The following is a 12,943-nucleotide window of genomic DNA, read 5'->3' as shown; positions in this document are numbered from 1 at the left end:
CCTGCGCGATCAGGGCGACAGCGCGCGCGCGGCGGTGGACAACGTGCGCACCGACCTGTTCGATGGCACGGGGCGTATTCTGGCGGCGGCGGAACTACGCACGCTCGCACTTGCGGCGGCGGACGCCTTCGACCTGCCTGATGCCGACGCCTTCGCGCGTGAGGTGGAGGACGCCGACACCCGCACCCGCAACCGGCGCGAGGAAATCGAACAGACCGCCCGCGCCCGCCGCAAGGAGGAAGTCCAGCGCCTGCGGGAGTGGGAGACGCAGCTTGTCCCCTTTGCCGAGGTGCCCGGCCTGCTGCGCTGCTCCCACCGTGAGGCGCTGCGCTGGATTGCGGAAAAGCGCCTGCCGGTCGCACGTCGCGTGCCACAAAGGGATGGGCAGGAACGGTGGGAGTTCGATCCCGCCGAACTGATCGCCCTGCGCCCGCAGGTGCAGGCATGGCGGCATGACCATACCGAACGCGGCACCCCCACGCCGCTGGCCCCCGACCTGGGCGACCGGCGCGTGGGCAATGCCGTGATCGCACAGGTTGCAGCCCTTGACCGCTATGCCGCGCATTTCACCACCGCACGTGCGCTGAAACGCCGCATCACGCTGGTGACAGGCCCGACCAACAGCGGCAAGTCACATACCGCTCTTGATGCACTCGCACGTGCGGAAAGCGGGCTGGCACTCGCGCCATTACGGTTGCTGGCGCATGAATTCCGCGAATCCCTGACCGCGCGCGGCGTGCCCACCTCGCTCGCCACTGGCGAGGAACGGATCGACGTCCCCGGCAGCCGCCACCTTGCCGCCACGGTGGAAATGTGTCCGCTGAACAATCCCGTCGATGTCGCCATCATCGACGAGGCACAGATGCTGACCGATCCAGACCGTGGGGCGGCATGGACAGCGGCCATCATGGGGGCACCGGCACGGCACCTGTTCATCCTTGGCGCACCGGATTGCATCCCCATGGTCCGGCGCATTGCCGAACTGTGTGGCGACCCGGTGGACGAAGTGCATCTGGAACGCAAAAGCCCGCTTGTCGCCGCCGACATGCCGGTGCGTATCCAGGACCTGCAACCCCATGACGCGCTGATTGCTTTTTCCCGGCGCGAGGTCCTGGACCTGCGTGCGCTGCTGCTTGCGCATGGCAGGCGCGTGGCCGTGGTCTATGGCGCGCTCAGCCCCGAAGTGCGCCGTGCGGAAGCCCAGCGCTTCAACCGGGGGGAGGCCGACATCCTGATCGCGACGGATGCGATCGGCATGGGGCTGAACCTGACCATCCGCCGCGTGGTCTTTGCCGCGCTGCGCAAGTTCGACGGCACGCAGACGCGCGATCTCAATGCGCAGGAAGTCAAGCAGATCGGCGGCCGTGCCGGACGATTTGGCAAGCATGAAAAGGGCATCGTCTCGGTGCTGGAGGGGGTCGGCAGCCCGTCCTTCATCCATGCGATGCTGGCCGCCCCACCGGCCCAGCTTGACGACCTGCGGCCACAGGTGCAGCCCGACGCGGATATCGTGCAGGCGGTCGCCGCCGAAATCGGTTCCGACAGCCTGTTCGGCGTGCTGGTACGCATCCGCCGCGCCGTCCTGCGCCGCGATGACCCGAATTACCGTCTGGCCAATATGGAACAGGCCTTCGCCATCGCAACAGCCCTCGAAGGGGTGGAGGGGCTGACGCTGGCGCAACGCTGGGTCTATGCGATGTGCCCGGTCGATGACCGCGACAATGGCATACAGCGCCTGGTGGGATGGGCTGCGGACCACGCGGCGGGCCATGCCGTGCCGCCACCGGGCACCGGCCGCCTGCCACCTGCCGAACGGGCGGAACGCAGCGAACTGGAACGCGCGGAAAAACGCCACAAACGGCTGGTGGCATGGCGGTGGCTGGCGCTACGCTTTCCCGATGCCTATCCCGACCGGGAAAATGCGGAAATCGCGACCACGCGCCTTAATGACTGGATCGAGGAGGTCTTGCGTCAGCAAAGTACGCGCACACGCGCCGAACTGCCGCAGATGCCCCCCCGTCGCCGTCACCACGACCGCACGGATCGCAGCCCCCGCGCCGACGAGCGCCCACGTGGCAGGCCACGGCGCAGGAAATAAGCGCCCACAGGCGACGCCATCAACATATGAGACATAGCGCAGGGCGTGCGCTCCCTGCACCGTGATCCGTTCAGAGAACGTTTGAAAACAAGCTGTTGATAAAAAACAGGAAAAATTCTTGGATGCTGTCTTTTTTCAAAAAGGCAGCGTCTTTCGAAGCTTTTTAGAAAAAGCTTCACCAAAAACTTTTATCATTTCAGTATGTTATCGAGGCTGACTTTTCAAACAGCCTCTCATAAGGCCCTGCCTGAAAACAGCCCATTGAGACGAAACGGGACATCTTCAGGCATTAACTTTTATCTTTTGAAAATATGCTGACTTGCAAAGCTTTTTTTAAAAAAGCTCTGTCAAGAACTCGCATCATTCCCGTGGGGTATCGGGACCAACTTTTTACCCCCCTTACACAAGGGCACAACCATCGGGGGGCCAGGGGGGCAGCCTCCTGCGGATCGCTGCCCCATCACACAGCTTATTTCACGCCAGCCCTGATGATGTCCGTCCCCCCCATATAGGGCCGCAGCACCTCCGGCACCGTGATGGAGCCATCTTCATTCTGTCCGTTTTCCATCACCGCGATCAGGGTGCGCCCGACCGCCAGCCCCGAACCATTGAGCGTATGGACAAAAGCGGGTTTCCCGTCCGCCGCACGGTAACGGGCATTCATGCGGCGTGCCTGAAAATCACGGGTGGTCGAACATGACGAGATTTCACGCCACGCCTTCTGCCCCGGCAGCCATGCTTCAAGGTCAAAGGTACGTGCCGCGCCGAAACCGGTATCCCCCGCACATAGCAGCATCCGGCGATAGGGCACGCCCAGACGTTCAAGCACCATTTCCGCACAGCGGGTCATGCGTTCATGTTCCGCCTCGCTGTCTTCGGGTGCGGTAATGGACACCATTTCCACCTTCTGGAACTGGTGCTGACGCAGCATGCCGCGCGTATCGCGCCCTGCCGCCCCGGCCTCGCTACGAAAGCATGAGGACAGGGCCACCATGCGACGCGGCAGTGTATCGGCGGACAGGATTTCCCCCGCGACCGAGGCCGTCAGCGGCACTTCCGCCGTGGGCACCAGCCAGCGGCCATCGGTCGTGCGAAAGGACTGGTCCGCGAATTTCGGCAGCTTGTCAGTGCCATACATCGCCTCGTCATTCACCAGCACGGGGACGGCAGTCTCGTCATACCCGTTTTCACGTGTATGCAGGTCCAGCATGAACTGTCCCAACGCGCGCTCCATCCGCGCCAGCGCCCCACGCAGGACCACGAACCGCGCGCCCGACAGGCGTGAGGCGGTTTCGAAATCCATCAGACCCAGCGCCTCGCCAAGTTCGAAATGCTCCTTTGCGGGAAAGCCCATCTCCCGCACGGTGCCCCAGATGTGACACACGACATTGGCGCTTTCGTCCCGGCCATCGGGCACACCCGCATCAAGGCGGTTGGGCAGGCATTCCAACGTCCCGCGCAGTTTCGTATCCAGATCGGCCACCTGCGTGGACAGTTCCTCCATCCGGTCGCGCAGGGCGGCGGATTTCGCCTCCACCGCCGAACTGTCGGCCCCGGTGCGGCGCAGGGCGCCAACTTCCTTCGACAGGGTCTTGCGCTGGGCCTGACATTCCTGCAACGCGGTTTCGGCGGCACGGCGGTCGCGATCCAGTTCAAGCAGAACGTGCGCAACGGGGGCTTCGCCCCGCCGGGTCAGGTCGGCGTCGAACGCGTCGGGGTCGGCGCGAAGGGCGCGCAGGTCATGCATCAGGAATCCTCCTCGGTCTCGTCCACGCGACGGGGGGCGACCATGCGCGCGCAGACGATGGAAATTTCATAAAGCCCGATCATCGGCACCGCCAGACCGGTCTGGGTAATCACGTCGGGCGGCGTCAGGACGGCGGCAATCACGAATGCCCCGACATAGGCATAACGCCGCACCCGCGCCAGCCCGTCCGCCGTCACCAGCCCCACCCGCGCCAGCAGCGTCAGTACGACCGGCAGTTCGAAGGCGGTGCCGAACGCCAGAATCAGCTTCATCACCAGCGACAGGTATTCCGACACCTTGGCCTGCAACTGGATTGCGATGCCATCCGCCCCATGGCCGCCCGCATTCTGGAACGAGAGGAAGAATTTCCACGCGGCGGGAAAGACGAAATAATATGCCAGCGACGCACCCAGCGCGAACATCACCGGGGTCGCGACCAGAAACGGCGCAAAAGCGCGCTTTTCACTGCGATACAGGCCCGGCGCGATGAAGATCCATGCCTGTATGGCGATCATGGGAAAGGACAGGCAGGCCGCGCCAAAGAACGCCACCTTCATATAGGTAAAGAACGCTTCCGCCAGCGCGGTATAGATCAGGTGCGGCTGTTCGCCCTGCTGGCGCATGATGTCCGCAAGCGGCCGCGCGAGGAACATGTAAAGCTGGGTCGAATAATAATAACAGACCGCGAAACAGACCGCGAAGGTCGCGACCGACCACAACAGGCGTCGCCTGAGTTCCACAAGGTGCTCAAGCAGTGGCATGGGCTGGTCATCAAGCTTATCGTCGTTCAGCGTCGTATCCCCCGGCATGGGCCAGACATTCAGGAACTGGTCGTATCGGCCGCGCGCGCCGGGGCGACGCGGTGGCCCGCATGGATCACGCGCACCGGCGGCAGGAACGCGGGCGGGTGCAGGCGCGCGCGTTCATCGGCAATCCGGCGCGCGACCTGTGGCGGCACGAAATCCGGCGCGGGCGGACCGGCCATTACGGGCCATGTGACGGGATCATCATGCAATGACGCGATGCCCGGCACCGCTGTTGGCGCGCGATAACGCGATGGCATCGCAACCTCGTCCATCGGCGGATATGTCGCATCCCCACCTGTCGGCGGCGGGGTGATGGTGGGGGCGGACAATGCCGTCCCGGCGTCGAGTGGCCGGTCATCAAGCGCGCGGCGCAAACTGCCATCACCATCGACCGCGCGCATGATCTGGTCACGCACATTCATCCTGCGCAGGCGGCCAAGCTGGTCACGTGCCTCCGTCAGGTCGGCCTCGCGCACCATTTCATCGACATGGGTCTGGAATTCGGCCGCCATCTTGCGCGCCTTCTTGATCAGGCCCGTTACCGTGCGGATGGCCACCGGCATGTCCTTCGGCCCGATCAGCAACAGGCCCACCGCCCCGATCAGGGCAAATTCAGACCACGCGAAATCGAACATGACACCCTGCCCTCTCCTGCCGCGCAGGCAGTAAAACCACCTGCCGGGACCAGCATCCCACCAACCCGTTGCACTGCGTGCATAAACCTGTCCGCAGACCTATCACGCATCGGGCGGGGCGCAAACCGCATCATCGGACACGGCCTCCGCATGCGCCGCATCCCCTGCCACATCCCCTGTTATATCCCCGGCCGCACCGGGCTGCTCCGGCTGCATGTCGTCGGGCAACGCCCCCACCGCATCCGGCTGCCCAAAGATATCGGCGCTCCCCTGTCCCTCGTCGATGGCACCAGACGATGGCAGGTCGGGCACATCCACCAGCAGTTCCTCCCGGCGCGGCAGGTCACGCAGGTCACGCAACCCGAAATGCCGCAAGAACCCGGACGATGTCCCCCACAGGATCGGCCGCCCCGGCACCTCCTTGCGCCCCAGCGGCATGACCAGTTCGGCCTCCAGCAGGGTATCAAGCACCTGCTGGCTCAGCGACACGCCACGTATCCCCTCGATCTCAGCGCGGGTGCAGGGCTGGTGATAGGCGATGATCGCCAGCGTTTCCATGGTGGAGCGGGCCAGCCTGCGCGGACGGCGCAGAACCCGCGTCAGGCGTGGCGCAAGGTCGGCCGCGGTGCGGAACTGCCACCCGCCCGCGACCGCCACCGGCATGACGCCGCGCCCCTCATACAGCGCCAGCAACGCATCAAGCGTCGCACGGGTATAGGCGGCAAGATCGTCCACACCGGCAGGGATATCGCCCTGCGTTTCCAGCAGTTCCGCGATGGCGCGTTCACTGACCGGTTCGGCGCGTGCGAAAATCAGTGCCTCCACCAGACGTACGGACATGTCCGACACCACCATCCCCGCCGCCACAGCCGGGCTGTCCCCGCCTTCGCGCCCGTCATCCCCATGGGATGCGCGATCCCGCGATGGCACATCCATGGCGGACCCACCGGACAGTGGCAACCGGGGTGCGGCAGGGTCCTCATCGGGCGGGATTGTCGTCATGCCGTCTGCACTCCTGTCTCCAGTATTTCGGCCTGCGGGTTACGGCGCAGTTCAATGCGGCCGAATTCCTCGTTCTGGCGTAATTCTATGATCCCGCTCTTGGCCATCTCCAGCGTGGCAAGCAGCGTGCCCGCCACCGCCGCACGCTGCTGCGCACGGCGTTCGTCCTCCTGCGGTGCGTCCATCCGCCCCGCCTCACGCGCGGTGGGCAGGAACGCATCCAGGCCGCACCAGTCAGGCACCATGTCCGCGCCCAGAAGGTCACGCAGGCGGCGCAACGCATCCTGCACCGTCCAGAAATGGAACTGCCGCGGGCGATAGGCACGCTTGCGCGCATGCCGCCGCATGGCCGTCATGTAACCACGCATCAGTTGGGCGATATCCACCGCAAGGCCGGAGCGGTCGACCTCCACAAGGTCTTCGGCCTCCCCACGTTCAAACACGTCATGCCCGAGGCAGGGCCGCGCCCCTAGCCAGCGCGCCAGCAGACCGATCCGTTCGAGTTCCACCAGCCGCGCCTGCAATGCGCCTGCCGCCTCCTCCGCATCCAAGGCATCCTCGTCATGCGCGGGCAGCAGCAGTCGTGATTTCAGCCACGCCAGCCACGCCGCCATGACCAGCCAGTCGGCCGCAAGTTCCAGCCGCAGGTCACGCACGGAATCGACTACGGCAAGGTACTGCTCCACAAGCTGGAGGATGGAAATGCGCGACAGGTCAACCTTCTGCGCACGCGCCAGCTCCAGCAGCAGGTCCATCGGCCCGTCGAACCCGTCAAGGTGCAGGACCGGGGACATCACGACCGGCGCATGCCCCTCCGCCGTGGCCGCATCCTCCATATCCCCCCGCTCCCCCACGTCCTCAGCGGACATGGGGGCATTCCCGGCGACCGGCATGAAAAACGATCATGCCGCAGGCTCAGAACCGGACCGGGTTACAGGCCAGTCCGTGCGCCTTGACCTGCTGGCAGAAGGCAGAAGCCTGCGCGGTGGAGGCGAATCCCTTGACACGCAGGCGATAGAACACAGTCCCGTTATGCTCGGCCCGGACAATGGCGGGCTGGCGATCGCCAAACAGGGAGGCATACTGGCTTTGCAGCCGTCCCCAGCTTTTCCGGGCTGCCGCCTCGCTGTCGAGTGCCGCGAGCTGCACGCCATACTGCCCGCCCGCCGCATGCGAAACGGCACCATGATGCGCGCCGGACGGCGCGGCAGCGGGGGCATGGTCATCTTCATCCGACGCCCCGTCCGCCTCCTCCGTCGCCTGCGGTGCGGGCACCGGCGCAGGCTGCGGGGGTGCAACGGCAGGGGTAGCAGCAGCAGGGGTGGCAGCAGCAGGGATGCTCGCAGCGGTGGATGGCGCCGCCCCCTCTTCCGTCTGCGCCGAAGCCAGCGGCGTGGCCTGCACGCCCGGCGCGGCCGTGCCTGCCTGTGCCGGGGCGGGGGTTGCCGGTGCCTCCGTCTGCCCATACTGGCGGGCCATGGCGTCGGGGCGCGGCTGTTCCGGGCCGGGGGCCATATGCGCGCCGTCGCCGCCACCATCCCCCACGCCTGGACCATCAGCGCCCAGCACCTGCATCCCGCCCGGGTCCGCCGGTTTGACACGCAACGCACCCGGCGGCGGACCAATCACGGGAATGCCGTTCTGGTGATGGCCAAACAACGACCACCCGCCCACGAACACGATCAGCAGCCCCCCAAGGCCCGCCGCCCCGAACAGCAGCTTGCGCGTCATCGGGTCGTTGCCACCCAACAACCCCGAACCCAGCAGCCCGTTTACGGTGGACATGATCCCACGCCCACGCCCGCCACGGCGGTCCGCCCCGGATTCGGGCGGTTCCATGGGCGCACGCGGGGCGTCATCCTCGTCCCCGTAATCGGGGCTCATGCGCTCACGCTCGCGGTTGATCCGATCCTCGTGCGGGTTACGATCGGTGGGGTCTGCTGAACTCATCGCATCTCCTTGACCGGCTCGACACCAAGGACGCGCAGACCCGAACGGATCACACGCGCCGTGGCTTCCACCAGTGCCAGTTTCGTACGCGTCAGTTGGGCGTCATCCTCATGCAGGAAACGCAGGGTGGCGTCATCACGCCCACGGTTCCACAACGCATGGAAATCCGCCGCCAGTTCCTGCAGGTAAAAGGCGATGCGATGCGGTTCATGCGCGATGGCCGCACTTTCGACCACGCGCGGCCACTGTGCCATGCGCCCCAGCAGCGCCAGTTCCGCATCCGACGACAGCCCCGACAGATCAAGCGCGGCCAGCGCCTCCGCCGACAGGTCGCCCGCAAGCCTGCCCGCCTGTGCCAGTTCGGCCGCGCCACGCAGCACGGAGCAGCAGCGCGCATGGGCGTACTGCACGTAAAAGACCGGGTTGTCGCGGCTTTGCGCCACAACCTGGTCGAGGTCGAATTCCATCTGCGCATCGGCCTTGCGCGTCAGCATCGTAAAGCGCACGGCATCGCGCCCAACCTCGTCAATCAGGTCACGCAGGGTGACGAATGTGCCCGCACGTTTGGACATGCGCACCGGTTGCCCGTCACGCACAATGCGCACGATCTGGCACAGCAGCACGTCAAGTTCAGGCTTCCCATCCTGCCCCAGCGCCGCGACGGCGGCCTTCATGCGCGTGACATAGCCCCCATGGTCCGCGCCCCACACGTCAATCAGCACATCGGCCCCGCGCGCGATCTTATCCGCGTGATAGCCGATATCATTGGCGAAATAGGTGTTCGACCCGTCGGACTTACGCAGCGGACGGTCCACGTCATCACCGAATTCGGTGGAGCGGAACAGCGTCTGCGGTCGTGCTTCCCAATCCTCGGGCAGCTTGCCCTTGGGCGGTTCCAGCACACCTTCATAAATCAGGCCCTTGGCCGTCAGGCGGTCGATGGCACGGTTGGTTTCCCCATCCGCGAGGATCTTCGCCTCGCTGGTGAAGACGTCGTGATGCACGCCCAGTGCTTCGAGGTCCTCGCGGATCATGGCCATCATGCGCGCCACCGTTTCGGTCCGCACGGTCTGCATCCAGACATCCACCGGTGCGGGCCGACCACCATCGGCCGCCAGCGACGTGCCATGCCGGGCGGCCAGTTCCTCGCCCACGGGCACGAGGTAATCGCCGCCATACTGGATGCCGCCGGGCACGAGGGCTGCGAATTCATCCTGCGTCAACGTGGTGCCGATCGCCTGCAGGTAACGCCAGTATGCAGCCCATGCCAGCGCCGTAACCTGCGCCCCGGCATCGTTGATGTAATATTCCTTGGTCACGCCATATCCCGCCTTCGACAGCAGGTTCGCCAGCGCGTCCCCCACCACCGCGCCACGGCAGTGCCCGACATGCATCGGCCCCGTGGGATTGGCGGAGACATATTCGACATTGACCTTCACACCGTCACCCACATGGCCATCACCATAGGAGTCGCCGGCACGCAGCACCTGTGCCGCGACCTCCTGCAGGACCGCCGGGGCAAGCTTCAGGTTCACAAATCCCGGCCCTGCCGCCTGCGCCGCGGTGATACCGGGCACGGATTCGAGCACACGGGCCAGGTCCGCCGCGATGTCGGCGGGTTTGCGTCGCGCGACCTTCGCCACCAGCAGCGCCGCATTCGTCGCAAGGTCGCCATGCGATGGATCGCGCGTGGGCGTGACCTCCACCCGCGCCACGATGGCGGGGGGCAGATGGGGCACGACCTGGCCCAGTGCCTCGCGCACATGCGAAAGATAGCGGACGAACAGACTGTCAGACATGTGGTGCGGTTTCCCAAAATTGACACCCGGAGCCACAGGCCCGGAAAACATAACGCGGCACACAGGCCATATCCCGAAACGGGGCATGGCATGATGCCATGCTGTTTCACCCCGGCGAGGACAGGTCCGTCAACCGCCGATATTCCTCCATCGCCAGACGGTCGGTCATCCCGGCTATATAATCCGCCACGACCCGGTGCGCATCGGCCATCTTTTTGGCATCACGCGCCGCCAGCGCATCTTCGCGCCAGCCATCGGGCAGCAGCGTCATGTTTTCCGACAGGATGGTGAAAATCGATTCGACCGTCAGCCGCGCCTTGCGCGTCATGCGGTTTACCCGCCAGTGGCGATACAGCCGGGCATACAGGAACTTGCGGATTTCCAGATTCGCCACGCGCATCGCCTCGCTATATGCCACCACGGGATAGGGCGCATGGCGGATGTCATCGGCACAGGTGGGCGACAGGCGTTCCAGATTACGCTGTGTCTGTGCCGTAAGGTCGGTGGCCAGCACGTTGATGACCCGGCGGATCGTCTCGTGCCGCAGGCGTGGGTCATTCGCCCCGCACCGTTCGGCCCCGACCTCGCGCTGCACCAGCCGTGCCTGGGCCAGGGCATCGCCCACCACGGGCAAATCCTCCAGGTCGGGCAGGTGCAGCAGACCCGCGCGCAGCCCGTCATCAAGGTCATGGGCGTGATAGGCGATATCGTCCGACTGCGCCGCGACCTGTGCCTCCGCCGAAGCAAAACTGCCAAGTTCCAGCCCATGGCGGGCGGCATAATCGGCGACATAGGCCGTGGGATGGTCCACCGGCCCGTTATGCTTGGCCAACCCCTCCAGCAGTTCCCATGTCAGGTTCAGCCCGTCAAAAGCAAAATAATGCCGCTCCAGCATCGTCACCAATCGCAGGGACTGCGTATTATGATCGAACCCGCCCCATGGCTGCATCGCCGCCGACAATGCCTCCTCCCCCGCATGGCCAAAGGGGGTGTGACCGACATCATGCGCCAGTGCCAGCCCTTCGGTCAGGTCTTCGTCAAGGTGCAGCCTGCGTGCGATGGAACGCGCAATCTGCGCCACCTCCAGCGAATGTGTCAGGCGGGTACGGAAAAAATCGCCTTCGTGATTCAGGAATACCTGCGTCTTGTATTGCAAGGTACGGAAGGCGGCGGAATGGACGATGCGGTCCCGATCGCGCTGCCATGGCGTGCGCGTGGGGGCTTCGGCCTCCTTGTGAAGGCGGCCGCGCGCGGTCGCGGTCTGGACAGCATAGGGGGCGACACTCATATATACCTCTATCCCGCATGAAGGCCGGGCGCGATGGCCGCGCATCCGTCCTTTGTCCGATAACCTGCCCCGGACGCGATGGCTACCATGCCGCCACGTTCGCGGGTTCCGTCACACGATGGTGATACCCGATGGACAAGACCACCGACCACCCCACCCCCGCCAGTTTCCGCGTCTCTGACGGTGCAATCAGGCGCCTGCGCGAAATCATCGACGAACAGGGCGAAGCCTTCGCCACGCCGCCGGGCCTGCGGGTTTCCGTTCTGGCGGGCGGGTGCAACGGGTTCCAGTACAAATTCGCGCTGGAAACCGCCATCGCCCCCGACGACATCGTCATCCCGGCGGGGGAGACACATGTGATCGTCGATCCTGCCAGCCTCGACCTGCTTGAGGGCGGGGAACTTGATTTTAAGGATAGCCTGATGGGCGCGCACTTCACCATCCGCAATCCGCAGGCGACCTCGTCATGCGGATGTGGCACCAGTTTCTCGGTTGACTGACGCGCAATGAAATTCGCCACCTGGAACGTCAATTCCATCCGCCAGCGCCACGACCATGTCCTGCAATGGCTGGAACGTGAACAGCCCGACCTGATTGGCCTGCAGGAAATCAAATGCATCGAGGACCAGTTCCCCGCCGATGCGTTTCGCAAGGCCGGATATGAAAGCGTGGTCGTCGGGCAGAAAAGCTATAACGGCGTCGCCATCCTGTCGCGCGTGCCGTTCACGGTGACGCACCGTGCCCTGCCGGGATGGGAATGCGAACCACCACAGGCGCGCTATGTCGAAATCCGGACAGAGGCACTGACATTTGGCAACCTTTACCTGCCCAACGGCAATTCGGGCGGGAAAGCGGGCTATGACAACAAACTGGCCTTCATGGCGGCACTGGCGCAACATGCACGTGACCTGCTGCATGCGGGCACGGATTTCGTGCTGACGGGGGATTACAATGTCTGCCCGACGGACGAAGACCTCGCCCCCGGCGCATTGCCCCCCGATGATGCACTGGTGCGCCCGGCATCGCGCGCGGCCTTTCGCACGCTGTTGTGGCTGGGGCTGACCGATGCGTTGCGCGCGCTGCATCCGGTGGGACGTTTTTATACGTTCTGGGATTATCAGGCAGGCGCATGGCAGCGTGACAGCGGGTTACGCATCGACCATGCCCTGCTGTCGCCCCGCGTGGCCGAACGGCTGCTGAGCGCCATCCCCGACCGGGAAGAACGGAACATGACGCAACCTTCCGACCATGTCCCGCTGATTGTCACACTGCGCGACGCGGTGGCCTGAAAGAAATATTCAAAGAAATATTCCCGGATATGCCGGGGCGTCGCACACATGCAAGAGCCGGGCACCCCGGCTCCTGCGGGATGCAGAACGCAGGGCGGCCGCCCCATGCATCGTGATCTGCTGAAGCAACTGTTGGAACATGCAGGTCACGTCACAGGCTGAATAATAAAAGTTTCTGGCAATGCGTTTGCCAGAACGCGTTAAAGGGCGTTGCCTGATTGGAAAACGGCAATACCCGGTAACTTTTATCATTCCTTATCAATGGATTATTTTCATAAGGACAGATAAGAGACTGTTTGAAAAGTCAGGCTCGATAACATCCTGAAATC

Annotated in this window: 11 protein-coding genes; 3 read left to right on the top strand and 8 right to left on the bottom strand. The window is 64.5% G+C overall.

All coding sequences use genetic code 11. The annotated features are described in order from the left end of the window. Positions 1 to 2,098: helicase-related protein (locus B7G66_RS10090; protein WP_048859156.1), on the top strand; the 2,098-nt coding region annotated here is incomplete at its 5' end. Positions 2,099 to 2,567: 469 nt separating this feature from the next. Here the strand turns inward: B7G66_RS10090 and serS are convergent. The 8 genes from serS to B7G66_RS10050 all read right to left on the bottom strand — a co-directional run bounded on the left by serS (position 2,568) and on the right by B7G66_RS10050 (position 11,325). Continuing rightward, positions 2,568 to 3,845 carry a serine--tRNA ligase gene (serS, locus tag B7G66_RS10085; protein WP_003618003.1) on the bottom strand — a complete coding sequence of 426 codons (1,278 nt, stop codon included), beginning with the start codon at positions 3,843 to 3,845 and terminating at the stop codon, positions 2,568 to 2,570. Beyond that, entirely contained in the window at positions 3,845 to 4,654 is an 810-nt protein-coding gene (gene tatC / locus B7G66_RS10080) for a twin-arginine translocase subunit TatC (RefSeq protein WP_003618000.1), read from the bottom strand. The genes serS and tatC overlap by 1 nt, the downstream gene beginning before the upstream one ends. 11 nt (positions 4,655 to 4,665) lie before the next feature. Beyond that, entirely contained in the window at positions 4,666 to 5,286 is a 621-nt protein-coding gene (gene tatB, locus B7G66_RS10075; RefSeq protein ID WP_003617999.1) for a Sec-independent protein translocase protein TatB, read from the bottom strand. Positions 5,287 to 5,388: 102 nt separating this feature from the next. Next, entirely contained in the window at positions 5,389 to 6,141 is a 753-nt protein-coding gene (gene scpB / locus B7G66_RS10070; protein ID WP_080545500.1) for an SMC-Scp complex subunit ScpB, read from the bottom strand. A gap of 143 nt (positions 6,142 to 6,284) precedes the next feature. Then, on the bottom strand, positions 6,285 to 7,124 hold the full coding sequence (locus tag B7G66_RS10065; protein ID WP_048859157.1) for a segregation and condensation protein A: 840 nt from the start codon (positions 7,122 to 7,124) through the stop codon (positions 6,285 to 6,287). A gap of 79 nt (positions 7,125 to 7,203) precedes the next feature. Beyond that, complete coding sequence (locus B7G66_RS10060; RefSeq protein ID WP_003617995.1) at positions 7,204 to 8,238, bottom strand: SPOR domain-containing protein; 1,035 nt, start codon at positions 8,236 to 8,238, stop codon at positions 7,204 to 7,206. Then, positions 8,235 to 10,037 carry an arginine--tRNA ligase gene (argS, locus tag B7G66_RS10055; RefSeq protein ID WP_040511568.1) on the bottom strand — a complete coding sequence of 601 codons (1,803 nt, stop codon included), beginning with the start codon at positions 10,035 to 10,037 and terminating at the stop codon, positions 8,235 to 8,237. Before argS ends, B7G66_RS10060 begins: the two co-directional genes overlap by 4 nt. Before the next feature lie 106 nt (positions 10,038 to 10,143). Continuing rightward, positions 10,144 to 11,325: a deoxyguanosinetriphosphate triphosphohydrolase gene (locus tag B7G66_RS10050; RefSeq protein ID WP_003617993.1), complete on the bottom strand. Its 1,182-nt coding sequence runs from the start codon at positions 11,323 to 11,325 to the stop codon at positions 10,144 to 10,146. A gap of 131 nt (positions 11,326 to 11,456) precedes the next feature. Between B7G66_RS10050 and B7G66_RS10045 the strand changes: the two genes are divergently transcribed. Both B7G66_RS10045 and B7G66_RS10040 read left to right on the top strand, forming a co-directional pair. Next, positions 11,457 to 11,825, top strand: coding sequence for a HesB/IscA family protein (locus B7G66_RS10045; protein WP_003617992.1), 369 nt, complete (start codon positions 11,457 to 11,459; stop codon positions 11,823 to 11,825). 6 nt (positions 11,826 to 11,831) lie between these two features. Further along, a complete protein-coding gene (locus B7G66_RS10040) occupies positions 11,832 to 12,614 on the top strand; it encodes an exodeoxyribonuclease III (protein WP_003617991.1) in 783 nt (260 codons plus the stop codon). Positions 12,615 to 12,943: the final 329 nt, after the last annotated feature.

It is taken from the genome of Novacetimonas hansenii JCM 7643, from assembly GCF_000964405.1.
Lineage (GTDB): Bacteria > Pseudomonadota > Alphaproteobacteria > Acetobacterales > Acetobacteraceae > Novacetimonas > Novacetimonas hansenii.
This window is presented reverse-complemented; position numbering and strand designations above follow the sequence as displayed.